Source organism: Achromobacter marplatensis, from assembly GCF_002209535.1.
Lineage (GTDB): Bacteria > Pseudomonadota > Gammaproteobacteria > Burkholderiales > Burkholderiaceae_B > Achromobacter > Achromobacter marplatensis.
Genome location: NZ_NJIG01000007.1, coordinates 302,432 through 320,039 on the forward strand (window position 1 = coordinate 302,432; position 17,608 = coordinate 320,039).

Below are 17,608 nucleotides of genomic sequence, written 5' to 3' on the forward strand. Positions count from 1 at the left end.
ACGCGTGCTCACGCATCCACGGAGTGTTCCATGCTTTCCCTGAGGTTTCCGGCCGCCTGCGTCATCGCAGCCGCCGCCTGCACCGCCCATGCCCAGGCGCTGCGCCAATACGATTTGCCCGCGGGCCGGCTGGATGTGGCGCTGACCCAGATCGCGCGCATCGCGGGCGCGGTGATCTCGTTTCGGGCGGATCTGGTGGCGGGCAAGTCCGCGCCGGCCGTCTCCGGCCAGTTGTCCTTGGAAGAGGCCACCGCTCGCGCGCTGGCCGGCAGCGGGCTGGAGCTGCGGCGCACGCCGGACGGCAGCCTGACGGTGGCGCCGGCCAGCACGACGACGCTGGCGCCGGTGACGGTGGAAGCGGCCACGCTGGGCGTGACCGAAGGCACCCATTCCTACACCACGCCGGTCATGTCCACGGCCACCAAGTTCGCGCTGTCTCCGCGCGAGACGCCGCAGTCGGTCAGCGTGGTGACGCGCCAGCAGATCGAGGACCGGGGGTTTCAGTCGCTGGACGATGTGGCGCGTGATACGACCGGGCTGACCACGCGCCAGATCGGCGGCGGGGAACGCACGCAGTTCTTCTCTCGCGGTTTCGAGATCAGTTCGTTCCTGGCTGACGGGGTGCCGCTGGGCTACGACTACGACACGCAGGGCGTGGCGACGCTGGCCATGTACGATCACGTCGAGGTGCTGCGCGGCGCGGCCGGCATGATGACGGGGGCCGGCAACCCCTCGGGCACGATCAACCTGGTGCGCAAGCGCGCCACGGCGGTGCCGCAGTTCTCGGTGACGGCCAGCGCCGGCAGTTGGGACAATTACCGGGGCGAGGTCGACGGCTCGGGCCCGCTGAACGAGGCCGGCACCCTGCGCGCCCGGGGCGTGGTGGCCTATCAGGATTCGAATACCTTCAAGAAGGCCTACGAGCACCAGCGCCAGCTTTTCTACGGCACCATCGAAGCCGATCTCACGGCCAACACCACGCTCAGCATCGGCGGTTACTACAACCGGGAAGACAACCCGGGCGCGGACTGGAATGGGCTGCCTACGCGCCGGGACGGCAGCTTCTATGACTTCAATCGTTCGATCCGCTTGTCGCCGGACTGGGCCTATTGGAACAAGGAAAACACCAGCTTTTTCGCCGAGCTCGACCACCGTTTCGAGAACGGCTGGTCCGGCAAACTGACCGCCCGCACGCTGCGCGCCAAGATGAACATGCTGGGCAGCTATCTGTACCCCCTGGAAGACTCGACGTTCTTCGGGCAGGGGCTGGGCCAGTATGCCTATGACAAGACGCAGTACAGCGTGGACGGTTATCTGAGCGGCCCCTTCACGCTGCTGGGCCGCACGCATGAGCTGGTGCTGGGCGGCAGCTTCCTGAAGAACAAGGACGACGACGGCCCCGGCGGCTGGCCCTTGGACTACAACATGACGGTCGACCCGGAACACTGGGACTCCAGCGCCGTCGAGAAGCCCGCGTTCGTCTACCCCTGGTCGCGCAAGGGATACCAGCGCCAGATGAGCGGCTACGCCACCACCCGCCTGAGCCTTGCCGACCCGCTGACGCTGATGCTGGGCGCCCGGCTGGACTGGTATGAGTACGACATGACGCTGAAGTCCGGCGACTACGTCAGCCCGCCCGCGGACTATAAGGTCAAGCACGAGCTGACGCCCTACGCGGGCCTGATCTACGACCTGGACCGCCAGCATTCCGTCTACACCAGCTGGACCAGCGTGTTCCAGCCGCAGAGCAGCCAGTCAACCAGCGGCGCGCCGCTGGACCCGGTCATCGGCACCAATCTGGAGGCCGGGATCAAAGGGGAGTATTACGACGGCCGGCTCAACGCCAGCGCGGCGGTGTTCCAGATCCGCCAACGCAACCGTCCGGTTGCGCTGGCCACGTCCGAGTGCGGCCCGGGGGTAATCGAATGCTATGCGCCATCGGGCAAGGTGCAAAGCCGGGGGGTGGAGTTCGAAGTGGCGGGCGCGATCACGCCGGGTTGGCAGGTGTCGGCCGGCTATACGTACAACCAGTCCAAGTACCTGGAGGATTCGGGCAGCCTGCGGGCGGGCGCGGCCTACGACACGCAAACCCCGCGCCATCTGTTCAAGCTCTCGACCATGTACACCTTGCCGGGCGCGCTGAATGCGTGGCGCGTAGGCGGGGCGGTGCGCGTGCAGAGCGCGATCAGCTTGCCCGCCTACAACGTGCGCCAGCCCGGCTACAGCGTGTGGGATGCGGTGGTGGCATATCGGGCGTCGCCGAATCTGGATCTGCGCTTGAACGTGTACAACCTGTTCGACAAGTATTACTACCAGGCGATCGGCAGCAACCAGGACAATAATCACTTCGGCGCGCCGCGGTCGTTTTTGTTGACGGCGAAGTACGCGTTCTAGGCCTTGTTCAGGGACCCGGGATGCAGGTCCATTGCCCGAAAAGCACAAGGGCCGCATAGGCATGCGGCCCTTGTTGCCACAAACCCCTCAATTCGGCTTCAACTCAATATCCCGAGCCACCTTCCCCAGAAGCTCATAGTCCGTGCGTGCCCGTTCAGTGGCCTGCTGCGACGTATTCCCGACGATCACCCAGCCCAGCTCCTTCAACTTGCGCTGCATCTCGGCATCCTTAAGGCTCGCAACCGCCGCCCCCTGTATCTTTTCAACGACCGCAGGCGGCGTGTCCTTGGGCGCAGCCAAACCAAACCAGCCGGTCGGAACCAGCCCCGTGATGCCCAGCTCCTTCGCCGTGGGCACTTGGGGATAACCGTCGAACCGATAATCGCTGGTGACGAACAACGCAGTCGTCTTGCCCGACGTGACATACGGGATTTGCGAGGCGGCGTTGTCCATCATGGAATCCACGTGCCCGCCCAGAATGTCGTTGACGGCGGGCGCGGCCCCTTTGTAGCCCAGGATGCTCAGGTTCACTCCCGCCAGCTTGGCGAAGGCCGCCTGCGTCAGGTGCGCCTGGGTGCCGAGCCCGGCGTTCGCCGACGAGAGGCCGCCGGGCTTGGTGCTGCTTAACGCCTTGAACGCCGCATAATCCTGCGCCGGAAACTGCTTGCCCACGACAAACACGAACGGGACTTCCACGGCGATCGATATCTGCGCCAGGTCCTCGACGGGGTTGTAGCGCAGCTTGTAGATGTGCGGATTGACGGCGATGGTGCCGCTTGCGCTGAGCAGTAGCGTATAGCCGTCGGGCGCGGCGCGCACGACGTGCTCGGTGGCGATCGAGCCGCCCGCGCCGGGTTTGCCGTCGACGATCACGGGCTGCCCCAGGCGCTTGGACATGGCTTCCGCCAGCAGGCGGGTCATCGTGTCGGACGCCGATCCCGGCGCGTAGGGGTAGATGATCGTGATCGGTTTGGCAGGGTAGGCGTCTGCGGCATGAGCCGGCGTCAGTCCCACCGAGAGCAGCAATGCGGTGATAGCGGTGCAAAGGCGTGTCATCGTTTTCTCTCCCTACGGGCGGGTGGTATGAATGATCTTTTGAATGAGGGGAATGGCCATCGCGGCGTACCCGCTCAGTTCCGGCAGCATGTCCTGGCGATACCAGCCGGCCTCGTGCAGCAGATTCAGCGATGCGATGGTCTGACCGTCCCATCGAACCGGCACGTTCACGGCGCTCTCGCAGCCGAGTGAATGGATGAGTTCATGGTCTGGAAATGCGCGCGCGCATTCCGCGCGGTCGACGCAGATCCGCGCTTTTCCCTCAAGCACGACCGTGGCGTAGAACTCGCTGTTTTCGCGGATGGGCTTGGCGCCGCCTGGCGGGTAGGCCTCGGGCTGGCTTGAGAAATACCGCCGGCTCTGCTCTGCCTCTCGATCCAGCACCAATACCGTGAACAGTCGATAGCCGATCCGCGCGGCCAGCGCGCGGGCCAGTGCCTGCAGTCCGCACTCGGGTTGGGGCGCGGCGGCCAGGGCCTGCGCCATGTCGCTTATCGCCCGCGCCTGGGCCATGCTTTCTGTTGCATTCGTCACCGCTTGCCCTCGTCTATCGGGAAAGGCATTTTGGCTGCCAATGCCATACGAGGCTAATGAATAAACCTGAGAGTTCCATTACCATTTCCGCATGGACGCCACCTCGATCGACCCGCCCTGGACCCGCCGGCTCAAGCTTCGGCACTTGCAGGTGCTGGCCGCCCTGGAAACCGCTCGCAGCGTTACCGGCGCCGCCAAAGCCATGCACATGACGCAGCCCGCGCTCTCGCACTGGCTGAGCGACATGGAAGACCTGGTCGGCACGCCGCTGTTCCTGCGCGGCCGGTCGCTTGAACTGACGGAAGCCGGGCGGGCGCTTTGGCGCTACGCATGCCGCGTGCTGGGCGACACTGCGCGCACCGGCGAGGAGATCGAAGCGGTCAAGGGCGGGGTGGCCGGCCATCTGCATATCGGCACCATTCTTTCCGCCGCGCCGGTCTTGCTGCCGCGCGCCATCGCCGCGCTGCACCAGCGTTCGCCCAATGTGCAGATCGAACTGGTCGAGGGCCTGCTTGAACCGCTGATTGAACGCGTGGAACGCCGCGAGATCGACCTCATCATCGGGCCGTTGGACGTGCGCGCCAGCCGCTCCGGCCTGTGCACCGAATGGCTGATGACCGACACCTTCAGCGTGGTGGCCCGGCGCGGACATCCGCTGGCGGAACTGGATGCGCCCTCCTGGGAGGACGCCCAGCGTTATCCGTGGATCTTGCCGCCGCTGGGCACGCTGTCACGCGCACGGCTGGATCAGGCCGTGGTGGATGCGGGCATGCCGCCCCCGAAGCCATCCGTCGAGACCAGTTCGCTGGTTGCGCTGTTGTCGATGCTGCAGGACCGCGACTACATCGCCACCTTGGCCAGTTCCGTCGCGCACATGTACGAACGGCTTCAGTTGATCAGCATCGTGCGCGCGCCGTCCCGCCTGGAGTTCGGTCCCATCGGCATGTTGTGGGCGGCCGACTCGCCCAGCATCGTGTTGCCGGCCTTGCGTGAAACGCTGCGCCAGGAGGCGCAGCGCACCTCCCAGGGCAGCGCCGCCAGCGACGCGGCTACTTGACGGTCGCGTACTCCAGCGTCTTGGGCGTGTGGGTCAGCACGCGTGGCGTGCTTCCGACCACGACCGTGTCGTCCAGACGGAAGCCGCCGATGCCGTAGGCGTAGATGCCCGGCTCGGCCGAATACACCTCGTTGTCCAGCAAGGGGCGCTGGTTGAAGGCCATGTCTTCCGGGTACTCGTGGTGAATGATGCCCACGGCATGCCCGGTGCGATGGCGGATGAAGTCCGCGTACCCGGCCTTCTCGATCTCGGCCTGCGCGGCCGCGTCGATCGCGCAGACGGGGTTGCCCGTGCGCGCAGCGGCGATGCCCGCCTCGTTGGCCGCCTTGGCCGCGGACCACAGCCGCACCTGCTCGGCAGAGGGCGTGCCGCAGAACCAGGTGCGCTCGTTCTCGATCGTCAGGCCGTTCAAGCGCGGAATGACGATGTTCACCAACACGTCGCCTTCCTGGATCCGCGCGCCGCATGACGCGCCATCGCCATGCGGCGAGGCCGATGCGGGGCCACTCAAGGTCCAGCAGCGGATCACCTCGAAATGCTCGCCCGGAAAGCGCTCGGCGGCCTCTTGCACAAACAGCGACGCCATGGCGAAGTCCAGTTCCTGCACCAGCCGGCCGGGCCGGATGTTCTCGCGGTAGCGGTCTTGAATCCAATCGGAGATGGACGCGGCGGCCGCCATCACGGCAAGCTCTTCGTCGTGCTTCTGCCAACGCAAGGCGCGGCACTCGGGCGTGGCGTTGCGCAAGACGATGTCGGGCAGGAAGCGCGCCAACTGCGCCAGCACCGGGCTGCCGCCTTCGACAGCGATACGCGACCGCGCCAGGCCTGCCGCTTTCAACCTGGCCGCCAGCACCTCGGGCAATTGGGTAATCAACGGCAGCCGGTTCTGCACGCGCGGATGCTCGGCGTAGTAGCTGATGTCGGTGATCCAGACCTTGCCCTGTTCCTGCGAGAACTGCATGTGATGCGTGGACAGCTCGTTCATCACCAGGAAGGGCGTGCCGTTGCGGGGCACGACGGCAAAGATCGGCCGTTCCCAGGGCAAGACGTCGGTGTGAAAATTGGTGGCGAACTGGAAGAAGTCCGCCGACGTGAAGATGACGGCATCGACCGCCAGCTCGTCCATCATGGACGTCATCTTGTCGAACCGGTATTGCCAGACAGCCTGGGTGAGTTTGGGCATGGTGTGTCCTTTGTCGTGGTGTTCAGTCGTTGCTCAAGCCCAGCTGGCGAATCAGCGGGCCCCAGGTGGCGCTATCGCGCGCGGTCCATTCGGCTACGGTCTCGGGTGACGAGGGCAGGGGCTCAAGCTGAAGCTCCTGCAGACGCGCCTTGACCGCGGGATCGTCGAAGAAGCGCCGGGTCTCGGCGTTGAGGCGCGCAATGGCCTGCGGCGGCGTGCCCTTGGGCGCCACCAGCGCATACCAGCCCGGCATCGGAAAATCCTTGAAGCCCAGTTCGGCCAGCGTGGGCACGTCCGGCACGCTTGCCGCGCGCTTGTTGCCCACCACGGCCAACGGCACCACCTTGCCCGCATTGGCCTGCACGGCGCCCGTGTTCAGCACGTCGGCCATCACCTGGGTCTGGTTGGCCATCACGCTGGTCAGCCCGGCAGCCGCGCCGTTGTACGGGACATGCGTGAGCTTCATGCCCGTCTTCTGCGCCAGCATCTCCACGACCAGATGCGTGGAATTGCCCTTACCCGCCGATGCGAAATTCAGCGACTCGGGTTCGGCCTTGGCGCGGGCGACCAGTTCGTCCAGCGACCGGATCCCCGTCTGCGTACCGGCGACCAGCAAGAAGGGCGTATTCACCAAGAGGCTGACGCCGTCGAAATCCCGCGCCGGCTCATACGGCATGTTCTTGTACATATGCGGGTTGAAGGCCAGGTACGACACCCCGCTGACCAGCACCGTGTACCCGTCGGCCGGCTGCTTGGCGACGTAGCTGGATGCCAGGATGCCGTTGGCGCCCGGCCGGTTCTCAACGACCACCGGCGTCTTGAGCTGCCGTGCCAGGTAGTCCGCCCACAAGCGGCCGATCACATCCGTGCCGCCGCCGGCGGCCTGCGGCACGACCAGCTTGATAGGCTTGTCCGGATAATCGGCGGCGGCGCCTGCGCTGACGCCTGCGAAAAGCAAGAGCGCGATCCCTGCTGCTACGCAGCGGGTGCGTCCCGGTACTGTCCTCAACATGTCATCCCCATGAATCATCAACTGCGTCGCGACTGGACGGCGGCTTTTGAAGCCTGCGAGAGGATTATGGGGAGATCGGGCATGTCAGCCCAATGAATAAACCTGAGGTTTCCATAAGCGTTTTGGCATGATGGGACGCCGTGGGCGCCGCAGCGTCGCGACCGTTGCAGGCTTGAAGGCGACCGATAGGGCATCAGGCGATGCGTCCTGCGGGCTAGGCCGAAATCAGCTCAGAATCAGACCGTTTCAGCTCAATCCGCTTCGAAATCAGCTCAATATTGAGCTGATTCCTGATAAATTGAGCTGATTCAGTCGCCGCCAACGCCCCATGACCACCCGCGATCACCTCCTTCAGTTGCTCCGCGCCCAATGTCAGGAAAATCTGCCCTGGCTGAGTTCCAGCGAATTGGCCTGCCGAACCGGCGCCAGCTGGTCCACGGTGAAGCGCCAGCTGGACGCGCTGCGCAAAGCCGGCCTCGTGCTGCGCGAAGGGCAAGGCCGGGCAACGCGCTACCGGGTCACGGACAAGGTTCCCGCCTGGACATCCGCCACGACCCACGTCGCCACGCGGCTGGCGGAACCGACGCCTGACTTCGGCGCAATGATCTGGTCCGAACAGGGGGCGGAATTGCTGGCCCAACTTCGGCAACCGCTAGCATCGCGCGCACCGGTGGGCTATCAGCGCAGCTTCGTGGACACCTACGTCCCGAACCAGAGCTCCCTATTGCCTCCTGCTTTGGCCCAGACCTTGGCCGACGAAGGGCGCATGCAAGGCCAGCAACCCGCCGGCACTTACGCGCGCCGCGTGCTGGAACCGCTGTTGCTGGATCTGTCTTGGTCGTCTTCGCGGTTGGAAGGCAATCGGTATTCGCTGCTGGCCACGCAAGAACTCTTCAAGCGCGGCGCGGCGGGAACGGATCTGGACGCGGTCATGCTGCTTAACCACAAGGCCGCCATCGAGTTCATGATCGATGCGGTGCCCATGCATGGACTCACGCCCGCGGTCATCGGCAACCTGCACGCGATCCTGATGCAGCACCTGTTGCCCAACACCAAAAGCCTGGGTCATATCCGCCAGACCGTGATCAACATCGGCGGCACGACCTATCTGCCCATCCAGGCGCCCGCGCTGCTGCAGGAAATTTTCGATCACATCGTGGACAAAGCGCGGCTGATCAAGAACCCCGTGGAAGCGGCATTCTTTCTCTGGGTGAACCTCGCCTATCTACAGCCATTCGAGGACGGCAACAAGCGCACCAGCCGCCTGTCGGCCAACATTCCGCTGATGCTCTACAACTGCGCGCCGCTGTCATTTCTGGACGTGGAGGCGCAAGACTATGCCTACGCCATGATGGGCGTCTACGAACGCGGCGATGTGACGCTGGCGGTGGACCTGTTCACGTGGTCCTATCGGCGCTCGATCCGAAAGTACGCCATCCAGCTCGACGCGGCGGGTGTGCCGGATCCCATTCGCCTGCGCTTCCGGGAAAAACTGAACGAAGCGATCAGCCGGGTGGTGCGCGCACGGCAGACGGCCGATGCGGCGGTAGCGGCGCTGGCCCTATCGGAGGACGATGCGCATGTGTTGCGTCCGATGTTGGCAGAGGAACTGCTCTTGCTGGATCTGTACAACTGCGCCCGGTACCGGTTGCCGATGGAACAGGTGCAAGAGTGGCTTGAGGCGGGACGGCCGCAGTAGCGTCGCCTGATTAATGAAAAAAAAGCTGCGGTTCACACCGCAGCTTCTTTTCAACAGACTACCGATCGAATCGAATCACGCCTTGCGCACTTGCGCGATCAGCTTGTCCAGTTCGCTCAACATCAGGTCGATTTCTTCGGCCGTCACGTTCAGCGCCGGCATGAAGCGCAGCAGGTTCGGACGCGGGGCGTTCAGCAGCAGGCCTTGCGGCTCCAGCTTGCGGGCGGCTTCGACAATGGCCGGGCCGTCGTCGCGGTCCATGATCAATGCGCGCAACAGGCCCAGGCCGCGTTCGCCCTTCATGCCGTACTTGGCCGACAGCGCCAAGAGGCCTTCGGACAGCTGCTTGGAACGCGCGTTGACGGCGTCCATGAAGCCCGGGGCGGCCAGTGCGTCAAACACGGCCACGCCGACGGCGGTCGTCAGCGGGTTGCCGTTGTAAGTGCCGCCCTGGTCGCCGTGCGAGAACACGCAGACGTCCTGGCGCGCCAGCAGGGCGGCCAGCGGCACGCCGCCGCCGATGCCCTTGGCCAGCGTCATGATGTCGGGGACGACGTCGGAGTGCTGGTAGGCGAACATCTTGCCGGTGCGGCCCATGCCGGTCTGCACTTCGTCGACGATCAGCAGCAACTGGTTCTCGTCGGCCAGGCGGCGCAAACCTTGCATGAATTCCTTGGTGGCCGGAATCACGCCGCCTTCGCCTTGCACCGGTTCCAGCATGATGGCGACGGTCTTGTCGTCGATCAGCTTCTTCACCGATTCCAGGTCGTTCAGTTCGGCCTTGGGGAAGCCTTCCACTTGCGGGGCGAACATCTTGTCCCAGCCCGGCTTGCCGGACGCGGACATGGTTGCCAGCGTGCGTCCGTGGAAGCCGTGGTTCATCGTGATGATCTTGTAGGCGCCGTTCTTCTTGACCTGGCCCCACTTGCGCGCCAGCTTGATGGCGCCTTCGTTGGCTTCGCCGCCGCTGTTGGCGAAGAAGACGCGGTCAAAGCAGGACGCGCCGGTCAGGCGCTCGGCCAGCTCGATCGAGGGGATGTTGTAGAACGCCGGCGACGGGTTCATCAGCTTTTGCGATTGTTCCACCAGCGCGCGCTGCATTTCCGGCGCGGAGTGGCCCAGCGTGTTCACCGCCCAGCCTTGCACGAAGTCCAGATATCGCTTGCCCGCGTGATCCTCCAGCCAGGATCCCTTGCCGCTCACGAACACGAGGTCCGGGCGGGAGGTGATCTCCATGAGGGTGTTGACGTTGAACTGGCTGAATTCCATGGCGGTTCCTGCGGGGTAAAAGGACAGGGATGAAGGGGAAACTTCAAGGGGGGAAGCGCGAAAACGCAAATGTAGCACCGACAGAGGGATGCTATCGTGACGCACCCCCGCCGATCCGCCCCGGGCCGCCTCAAAAGGGCCGACTGCTCGGGCGCTCTATTTTATGCAAGTGGCGCGCCCCCGCGCGTCGCCCGTCGTCGCTTTTTACTGACCAATCATGAAACGTATCCTTTCCAGTCTTGCCGCCGGCCTGGCGCTGGCGGCGGCCGGCGCCCCGGCGCATGCCGACTACCCCGAACGCCCCATCCGCCTGATCGTGCCGTTCCCGCCCGGACAGGCCACCGACATCTTCGCCCGCGCCCTGGCTGAAAAGCTGGGCGCCGCCGTCAAGCAGCCCATCGTCGTGGAAAACCGCGCGGGCGCCGGCAGCAACATTGGCATGGAACAGGCCATGCGCGCCGCGCCCGACGGCTACACGCTGGTCATCGCGGGCAGTGCCGCCGCGGTCAACCAGACGCTGTACAAGACCATCAACTACAGCCTGACCAAGGATTTCGCGCCGGTGTCGGGCGTGTTCTCGGTGCCGCTGATGTTCCTGGCCACGCCGGCGTCCGGCATCACGTCGCTTAAGCAATTGGTGACGCAAGCGCGCGCCAATCCGGGCGAACTGGCCTACGCCAGCGCCGGCATCGGCGGTACGCAGCACCTGTCGGCCGAAATGTTCAAGGCCGCGGCCGATATCGACATCCGCCACATCCCGTACAAGGGCAGTGGCCCGGCCCAGGCCGATTTCCTGGGCCATCAGGTGCCGCTGATGGTGGATTCCGTCACGGCCGGCCTGCCGCACGTGCAAAGCAAGAAGGCCGTGGCGTTGGCCGTGACGACCGCCAAGCGCTTGCCGCAGCTGCCCGACGTGCCGACCGTGGCTGAATCCGGCTACCCGGGCTTCGAAGCCATCGGCTGGGCCGCCGTGCTGGCCCCGCGCGACACGCCGCCGGCGGTCACCGATTACCTGAGCAAGCAGATCGGCCATGCGCTGGGCACGCCGGAAATGCAGAAGTTCCTGCGCGACCGCGGCGCCGAACCCATGCCGTTGACGCCCGAAGGCACCGGCGCGTTCATCGCCAGCGAAGTCGACAAGTGGGGCAAAGCCGTCAAGCAGTCCGGCGCGCAGGTGGATTGAAGATTCAGGAGTCGGGTTTGCGCCGCCCGTCGCACCGGGCGGCCGCTTGCCGCAAAAGCCGTCCCCGTAAAAAGGGGACGGCTTTTTTCATGGCGATTGGGACGATTTTCTGGATGATCCATCCAGCCCCGGGTGGTTTATCCCGGGGATGCGCTTGCCTAAGCTCGAAGCTCCATCGATTCATGAAGGGGTTTTTCCATGGCAGACCATTCCATCAAGGGCAAAGTCGTACTGATTGCCGGCGGCGCCAAGAACCTGGGCGGCCTGATCGCGCGCGACCTGGCCGAGCAGGGCGCCCGCGCGGTGGCGATCCACTACAACAGCGCCGCGTCCAAAGACGAAGCGGATGCGACCGTTGCCGCGATCCAGGCGGCCGGCGCTAAAGCGGTCGCGCTGCAAGCAGACCTGACCACCGCCGCCGCCGTGGAAAAGTTGTTTACCGACGCTGTCGCCGCCGTGGGCCGGCCCGACATTGCCATCAACACCGTCGGTAAAGTGTTGAAGAAGCCCTTCACCGAAATCAGCGAAGCCGAATACGACGAGATGACGGCGGTGAACTCCAAGACCGCCTTCTTCTTCCTGCGCGAAGCAGGCCGCCATGTGAACGACAACGGCAAGGTCTGCACGCTGGTGACCTCCCTGCTGGGCGCGTTCACGCCGTTCTACGCTGCCTACGCCGGCACCAAGGCGCCGGTCGAGCACTACACCCGCGCCGCGTCCAAGGAATTCGGCGCGCGCGGCATTTCGGTGACCGCCGTCGGGCCCGGCCCGATGGACACGCCGTTCTTCTACCCGGCCGAAGGCGCCGATGCGGTGGCGTATCACAAGACCGCCGCCGCGCTGTCGCCGTTCAGCAAGACGGGGCTGACGGACATCGAAGACGTGGTGCCCTTCATCCGCCACCTGGTCAGCGACGGCTGGTGGATCACGGGCCAGACGATCCTGATCAACGGCGGCTATACGACGAAGTAGGCGGCCACGGCCTGCGCAAGGTTCCTTGTCGCGCTGACAGGCTACTCTCTCTTCTGCCGTTATCCACAGGGCGATCCGCCCGTGGACGGCAGGGGACGCCGACGCATGGACCGATTCGACCAGTACCGCGTGTTCGCCCAGGTCGCCGACATGGGCAGCTTCATCAAGGCCGCCAATGCGCTGGAGGTGCCGCGCGCCTCGGTGTCGGCGGCCATCCAGCAACTGGAGACGCAGTTGGGCGTGCGCCTGCTGCATCGGACGACCCGCCAGGTGCGGCTGACGGCCGATGGCGAACAGCTGCTGGAGCGCGTGCGGCCGCTGCTGGCGGAAGTGGAAGACATCGACCAGCTGTTCCACGCCGGCCAGCGCCAGGTGTCGGGGCGGCTCAGCATCGATGCGCCCAGCCGCGTTGCACGCCGGCTGATCGCACCGGCGCTGCCCGGTCTGCTGCGCCGCCATCCCCGCCTGGAACTCGTGCTCAGCTCAACCGACCGCGCCATCGACCTGGTGCAGGAAGGGGTCGACTGCGCGGTGCGCATCGGCACGCTGGACGACAGCAGCCTGGTCGTGCGGCCGCTGGGGCATATCGCCCTGATCAACTGCGCAAGCCCCGACTACCTGCGCGAACAGGGCGAACCGCGCCGGCCCGGCGACCTGCCGGCGGGGCATTGGACCGTCGGCTATGCGTCGCCGAAGACCGGCCGCGAACTGCCCTGGGAGTCCCTGTCGGAAGACGGCGCCGGGCAGTTGACGCAAGTGCCCGCCCGCGTGGTCGTGAACAATGCCGAAAGCTACATCGCCTGCTGCCTGGCCGGGCTGGGGCTTATCCAGATTCCGCGCTTCGACGTGCAGCACCTGCTGGACGCCGGCAAGCTGGTCGAGGTGATGCCTGCTTTTCGCGCCGCCGCCATGCCGGTATCGCTGCTGTACCCGCACCGTCGCCAGCGCTCGCGCCGCCTGGCCGTTTTCCATGACTGGTTCGCGGCCCTGATGCAGCCCCATCTGGACAGCTGACGCGGCACTGTCGGGCGACCCAAACCGGTGCCGGACATGCCCGCATCCAGCGCATCCGCCGCACCACAACAGGGCATGCAATCCGTCCCCGGCGTCACCCGCGTAGCGGCCGCGAAATGGCACGGAACTTGCTTTTCCAGGTTTGTATACCGAATTGGTGTGCAACGCATCCGACCCGCTCCGGGCGGTGCGCGCCCTGGAGAGTCCCTCATGAACCGCAGAACCCTGTTGTTGTCCCTTTGCACCGCCGCCAGCCTGCTGGCCGCGCCGCTGACGCACGCCGACACGCTGGACGATATCGTCAAGTCAGGCACCATCAAGATCGCCGTGCCGCAGGATTTCCCGCCCTTCGGTTCTGTGGGCGCCGACATGAAGCCCCTGGGCTATGACATCGACACCGCGCAGCTCATCGCCAAGCAGCTGGGCGTAAAACTGGAACTGGTGCCGGTCACCAGCGCCAACCGCGTGCCTTACCTGCAGACGCGCAAGGTGGACCTGGTGATCTCCAGCCTGGGCAAGAACGCCGAACGCGAAAAGGCCATCGATTTCTCGGACGCGTACGCGCCGTTTTTCAACGGCGTGTTCGGCCCGGCCGACCTGAAGGTGGCCTCCGCAGCCGATTTGGCCGGCAAGACCATCGGCGTGACGCGCGGCGCGGTGGAAGACATCGAGCTGTCGAAGATCGCCCCCGAAACCGCCACGCTCAAGCGCTACGAAGACAACAACGGCACCATCACCGCCTTCCTGTCGGGCCAGGTGCCGATGATTGCCACGGGCAACGTGGTCGCCGCCGCCATCCTGGCGCGCAATCCGGCCAAGAAGCCCGAGACCAAGTTCCTGATCAAGAATTCGCCGTGCTACATCGGCCTGAACAAGGACGAGCCCAAGCTGCGCGCCAAGGTCAACGACATCCTGGCTGCCGCGAAGCGCGACGGTTCCCTGTCGGCGATTTCGCAGAAGTGGCTGGGCGCCGAACTGCCCAAGGACCTGTAAGTCCCGAAGGCGGCCATCATGGCTTATCAATACGATTTCGGCGCGGTTTTCGACTACACGCCGGTGCTGGTGAAAGGCATCGGCGTCACGGTCGAGCTGATCGCATTTGGCGCGGTAGCCGGCGTGGCGCTGGGCATCGCGTGCGCCTGGGTCCGCACGCAGGGCCCGGCGTGGCTGCGCGCGCCGGTGGCGGCCTATGTGGAGGTGATCCGTAACACGCCGTTTTTGATCCAGCTGTTCTTCGTGTTCTTCGGCCTGCCGTCGCTGGGTGTGCAACTGGGCGAGATGCAGGCCGCCTGCCTGGCGATGGCGCTGAACCTGGGCGCCTACAGCGCCGAGATCATCCGCGCCGGCATCGACGCCACGCCTAAGGGCCAGTACGAGGCCGGCGCCAGCCTGGCGATGACGCGCTTCCAGGTGTTCCGGCACGTCGTGCTGAAACCGGCGCTCAAGCGCATCTGGCCCGCGCTGTCGTCGCAGATCGTGATCGTGATGCTGGGGTCGGCGGTGTGTTCACAAATCGCCGCCGAAGACCTGACGTTTGCCGCCAACTTCATCCAGTCGCGCAACTTCCGCGCGTTCGAGGTGTATCTGGTGACCACCGGCATCTACCTGGCGCTGGCCATCCTGCTGCGCCAGTTGCTGCGCCTGGCCGGACGGCGCCTGTTCCGCAAGGCGGCAAGATGATTGAATTCTCGACCTGGGACATCGTCCGCAACCTGCTCTTGGCCGCGCGCTGGACCGTGGTGCTGTCGCTGGTGGCGTTCGCCGGCGGCGCGCTGATGGGCGTGCTGGCGCTGATGATGCGGACGTCCCGCGTGGCCGTGATGCGGCGCGCCACCTGGGCCTATATCGAACTGTTCCAGGGCACGCCGCTCTTGATGCAGCTGTTCCTGGCGTTTTTCGGCTTATCGCTGCTGGGTGTGGAAGTGCCGCCCTGGCTGGCCGCCGGCGCGGCGCTGACGTTGTGGTCGGGCGCGTTCCTGGCCGAGATCTGGCGCGGCTGCGTGGAAGCCATTCCCAAGGGGCAATGGGAAGCGTCAGCCAGCCTGGCGCTGGGTTATGTGCAGCAGATGCGTTATGTAGTGCTGCCGCAGGCGTTGCGCATCGCGATCGCGCCCACCGTGGGTTTTGCGGTGCAGATCGTCAAGAGCACCGCGCTGACCTCCATCATTGGATTCACGGAGCTGTCCAAGGCCAGCACCGTCATCACCAACGCCACCTTCAGCCCCTTCACCGTCTACGCCTGCGCCGCGCTGATCTATTTCGCGCTGTGCTGGCCCCTGTCGCGCCTCAGCCTCCGGCTGGAAAGGAAGTTGCATGCCCCTCATCGCCCTTGAAGACGTCCGCAAGAAATTCGGCGACAACGAAGTCCTGAAGGGGGTGACGCTACGCGTCGAACCCGGCGAGGTCATCGCCATCATCGGCAAGAGCGGCTCGGGCAAGAGCACGCTGCTGCGCTGCGTGAATGGACTGGAGCAAATCGACGGCGGCGCCATCATGGTGGCCGACGCCCAACTGGGCGACGACGAATTGCGGCTGCGCGCGCTGCGGCTGAAGGTGGGCATGATCTTCCAGCAGTTCAACCTGTTCCCGCACCTGACGGTGGGGCGCAACGTGATGCTCTCGCCCATGGTGGCCAAGCGCATGCCGGAAGCGCAAGCGGCCGACCTGGCGCGCGCCATGCTGACCCGCGTGGGCTTGGCGCATAAATTCGACGCATGGCCGGAAGAGCTGTCCGGCGGCCAGCAGCAGCGCGTGGCCATCGCCCGCGCGCTGGCGATGCAGCCGCTGGCGCTCTTGTGCGACGAAATCACGTCGGCGTTGGATCCGGAACTCGTCAACGAAGTGCTGGCGGTGGTGCGCGAGCTGGCGGCCGACGGCATGACTCTGCTGATGGTCACGCACGAAATGCGCTTTGCGCGCGAAGTGTGCGACCGCGTCGTGTTCATGCATCAGGGCCGCGTGCACGAGATCGGGCCGCCCGAGGAATTGTTCTCGGCGCCCGCCACCCCCGAGCTGCGGCAATTCCTGGGAATGACGAACCTGGCGGACTAAACGGTCAGCGCGAGAAGCCGCGCGCCGCGATCTCCCACACATCCTGCACCACGCCGTCGCGCACCACGACCAGCCCGTCGTGCAGGTTGAAGGTGGGATCCACGTGCGAAGGCACCAGGCGCAGCACGTCGCCCAATGCGGGCGGCTGCGCCCCCGGCGCCACACGCACCACGCCGTGCTCGTCGTTGATGGCCGCGTAGGTCAGGCCATCGGCCTTGAACACCGCGGGCGGGCCGCATTCGGCGGTGGTGGATTTCAGCCCGGCATCCAGGATCACGCGGTCGGCGGCGGGCACGCTCATCACGGTGGACAGCACGAACAGGCTGTTCTGGAACGTCAATGGACCATCCCACTCATTGGCGCCGTAATCGCCATCCATGAAGGCGTAAGAGCCTGCCTGCAGCTCGGTGAAAACGTCGCTTGCCGCGTCGAATTCCGCGCTGCCCGTGCCGCCGCCCGTGATGACGTCGCACGCGATGCCGCTTTCCCGCAGCAACTGCGCATACGACGCGGCGATACGCGCCGTCTGCCGGCAGACCTGCGACCGCTCTTCGCGCGTGCGAAAGTGCTGCATCGACCCGTGATAGGCCTGCAGCCCCACGAAATTCACGCCCGGCAGATCACGCGCCTGTTGCGCCAGCGCCAGCACCAGCGCGTCGTCCGACACGCCGCAGCGGCCTTGGCCCACGTCCACCTCCACCAGCACGTCGATCTCGGCCCCGGCCTGCGCCATGGCCTGGGAAATCTGCGCCAGGTTCTGCGCGTTGTCCACGCAGACGCTCATTTTGGCGGTGCGCGCCAATTGCGCCAGCATGGCCAGTTTGGCGGGTCCGACGACTTCGTTGCTGATGTGGATGTCGCGGATGCCGGCGGCCACGAAAGGCAGGGCTTCACTGACTTTCTGGCAGCAGATGCCGCGCGCGCCCAGCGCCAGCTGGCGCAACGCGATTTCCGGGCATTTGTGCGCCTTGGCGTGCGGGCGCAAGGCCACGTCGTGGCGGTCGGCCCAGGCCTGCATGGCGCGCAGGTTGGCCTCGAAGGGCGCCAGGTCCAGCACCAGGCTGGGCGTGTCAACGCGCGCCAAAGGGTCGCCCGGTTGCGCGGGTGGAGGCAGCGCTATGCCGCGTATGACTTCCTGGGACATCGGGTGACTCCGTTATCAGCACTGCATGGATGGCACGGCA

The 17,608-nt window shown here is 65.5% G+C and carries 16 protein-coding genes; 10 read left to right on the forward strand and 6 right to left on the reverse strand.

What is annotated here, in order from left to right; genetic code table 11:
• Positions 1-30: 30 nt before the first annotated feature.
• Positions 31-2,394, forward strand: a complete 2,364-nt coding sequence (locus CEY09_RS18800) for a TonB-dependent siderophore receptor (RefSeq protein ID WP_088589827.1) — start codon at positions 31-33, stop codon at positions 2,392-2,394.
• An 87-nt stretch (positions 2,395-2,481) separates the two neighbouring features.
• Here CEY09_RS18800 and CEY09_RS18805 read toward each other — a convergent pair whose 3' ends face one another.
• Positions 2,482-3,450 carry a Bug family tripartite tricarboxylate transporter substrate binding protein gene (locus CEY09_RS18805; protein WP_088589828.1) on the reverse strand — a complete coding sequence of 323 codons (969 nt, stop codon included), beginning with the start codon at positions 3,448-3,450 and terminating at the stop codon, positions 2,482-2,484.
• 12 nt (positions 3,451-3,462) lie between these two features.
• Positions 3,463-3,936, reverse strand: coding sequence for a GAF domain-containing protein (locus CEY09_RS18810; protein ID WP_234818342.1), 474 nt, complete (start codon positions 3,934-3,936; stop codon positions 3,463-3,465).
• Between the two features lie 139 nt (positions 3,937-4,075).
• Between CEY09_RS18810 and CEY09_RS18815 the strand changes: the two genes are divergently transcribed.
• On the forward strand, positions 4,076-5,041 hold the full coding sequence (locus CEY09_RS18815; protein WP_088589829.1) for a LysR substrate-binding domain-containing protein: 966 nt from the start codon (positions 4,076-4,078) through the stop codon (positions 5,039-5,041).
• On the opposite strand, the gene CEY09_RS18820 is transcribed toward CEY09_RS18815, so the two are convergent.
• Together CEY09_RS18820 and CEY09_RS18825 are read right to left on the reverse strand one after the other, a co-directional pair.
• On the reverse strand, positions 5,034-6,224 hold the full coding sequence (locus tag CEY09_RS18820; protein WP_088589830.1) for a M24 family metallopeptidase: 1,191 nt from the start codon (positions 6,222-6,224) through the stop codon (positions 5,034-5,036). The two genes, CEY09_RS18815 and CEY09_RS18820, sit on opposite strands and share 8 nt — an antisense overlap.
• Before the next feature lie 22 nt (positions 6,225-6,246).
• Positions 6,247-7,182, reverse strand: a complete 936-nt coding sequence (locus tag CEY09_RS18825; RefSeq protein ID WP_228468369.1) for a Bug family tripartite tricarboxylate transporter substrate binding protein — start codon at positions 7,180-7,182, stop codon at positions 6,247-6,249.
• Between the two features lie 382 nt (positions 7,183-7,564).
• Between CEY09_RS18825 and CEY09_RS18830 the strand changes: the two genes are divergently transcribed.
• Positions 7,565-8,935, forward strand: a complete 1,371-nt coding sequence (locus CEY09_RS18830) for a Fic family protein (RefSeq protein ID WP_088589831.1) — start codon at positions 7,565-7,567, stop codon at positions 8,933-8,935.
• A gap of 75 nt (positions 8,936-9,010) precedes the next feature.
• Here CEY09_RS18830 and CEY09_RS18835 read toward each other — a convergent pair whose 3' ends face one another.
• A complete protein-coding gene (locus CEY09_RS18835; protein WP_088589832.1) occupies positions 9,011-10,204 on the reverse strand; it encodes an acetylornithine transaminase in 1,194 nt (397 codons plus the stop codon).
• A 217-nt stretch (positions 10,205-10,421) separates the two neighbouring features.
• Here CEY09_RS18835 and CEY09_RS18840 point away from each other — a divergent pair, with 217 nt between their 5' ends.
• The 7 genes from CEY09_RS18840 to CEY09_RS18870 all read left to right on the forward strand — a co-directional run bounded on the left by CEY09_RS18840 (position 10,422) and on the right by CEY09_RS18870 (position 16,424).
• Positions 10,422-11,387, forward strand: a complete 966-nt coding sequence (locus tag CEY09_RS18840) for a Bug family tripartite tricarboxylate transporter substrate binding protein (protein ID WP_088589833.1) — start codon at positions 10,422-10,424, stop codon at positions 11,385-11,387.
• A gap of 198 nt (positions 11,388-11,585) precedes the next feature.
• Positions 11,586-12,359, forward strand: coding sequence for an SDR family oxidoreductase (locus tag CEY09_RS18845; protein ID WP_088589834.1), 774 nt, complete (start codon positions 11,586-11,588; stop codon positions 12,357-12,359).
• A 105-nt stretch (positions 12,360-12,464) separates the two neighbouring features.
• Positions 12,465-13,373, forward strand: coding sequence for a LysR family transcriptional regulator (locus CEY09_RS18850; RefSeq protein WP_088589835.1), 909 nt, complete (start codon positions 12,465-12,467; stop codon positions 13,371-13,373).
• A 210-nt stretch (positions 13,374-13,583) separates the two neighbouring features.
• The gene (locus CEY09_RS18855) at positions 13,584-14,366 is read left to right on the forward strand and encodes a transporter substrate-binding domain-containing protein (RefSeq protein ID WP_088589836.1); all 783 of its coding nucleotides are present in this window, start codon (positions 13,584-13,586) and stop codon (positions 14,364-14,366) included.
• Positions 14,367-14,384: 18 nt separating this feature from the next.
• Complete coding sequence (locus CEY09_RS18860) at positions 14,385-15,053, forward strand: amino acid ABC transporter permease (RefSeq protein ID WP_088589837.1); 669 nt, start codon at positions 14,385-14,387, stop codon at positions 15,051-15,053.
• Complete coding sequence (locus tag CEY09_RS18865) at positions 15,050-15,706, forward strand: amino acid ABC transporter permease (protein WP_088589838.1); 657 nt, start codon at positions 15,050-15,052, stop codon at positions 15,704-15,706. Before CEY09_RS18860 ends, CEY09_RS18865 begins: the two co-directional genes overlap by 4 nt.
• Complete coding sequence (locus CEY09_RS18870) at positions 15,687-16,424, forward strand: amino acid ABC transporter ATP-binding protein (protein ID WP_088589839.1); 738 nt, start codon at positions 15,687-15,689, stop codon at positions 16,422-16,424. The genes CEY09_RS18865 and CEY09_RS18870 overlap by 20 nt, the downstream gene beginning before the upstream one ends.
• 4 nt (positions 16,425-16,428) lie before the next feature.
• Here the strand turns inward: CEY09_RS18870 and CEY09_RS18875 are convergent, their stop codons facing one another.
• The gene (locus tag CEY09_RS18875) at positions 16,429-17,568 is read right to left on the reverse strand and encodes a DSD1 family PLP-dependent enzyme (RefSeq protein ID WP_088589840.1); all 1,140 of its coding nucleotides are present in this window, start codon (positions 17,566-17,568) and stop codon (positions 16,429-16,431) included.
• Positions 17,569-17,608 lie beyond the last annotated feature (40 nt).